The organism is Clostridium boliviensis (assembly GCF_033342255.1).
GTDB classification, from domain to species: domain Bacteria; phylum Bacillota; class Clostridia; order Lachnospirales; family Lachnospiraceae; genus Lacrimispora; species Lacrimispora boliviensis.
Genome location: NZ_JAWONS010000266.1, coordinates 1 through 434, shown reverse-complemented (window position 1 = coordinate 434; position 434 = coordinate 1). Strand labels below are relative to the sequence as shown.

The window sequence follows — 434 nt, the reverse complement described above, 5'->3', positions numbered from 1 at the left end:
CTCGATGGCCGCCACTTCCGCCGCAATGCTGTCATCGCCCTCATAAAGCCGCATCAAATCATGCCAACCGAGCGGAACGATACGCTTCATGTCGGCATGATTCAAGATGACAACTCTATCCCGGAGCCAATCCGGGACATGCTTCAATGACTCCGACACCATAGCACCGTCCGCTACATCGAACAAAAAGACGGATCGGGCGATCTTTTCCCACTCTTCACGGGTCCGGGCCCTCACTCCAAAAAACTCCAAGGCGAGATTGACGAACAGGGTGGACTTCCCAGAGCCCTGCTTACCGACAACCATTAGAGGAGTGGAAAGCGAATCCTTTGCCTCCTCTTTGTCGCCGCGAATCATGGAAAGCAGGCTGCCGCTCCTGGATCTGGCAAAGGCGATGTCATCCTTGAGCAACACCTTTGGAACTTTCGCTTTTT

At 53.9% G+C, this 434-nt stretch carries 1 protein-coding gene; it reads right to left on the bottom strand.

The genetic code is table 11. From position 1 onward, the window contains the following. On the bottom strand, positions 1 to 434 hold a 434-nt coding region (locus tag RZO55_RS17935; protein WP_318065632.1), incomplete at both ends, for a hypothetical protein.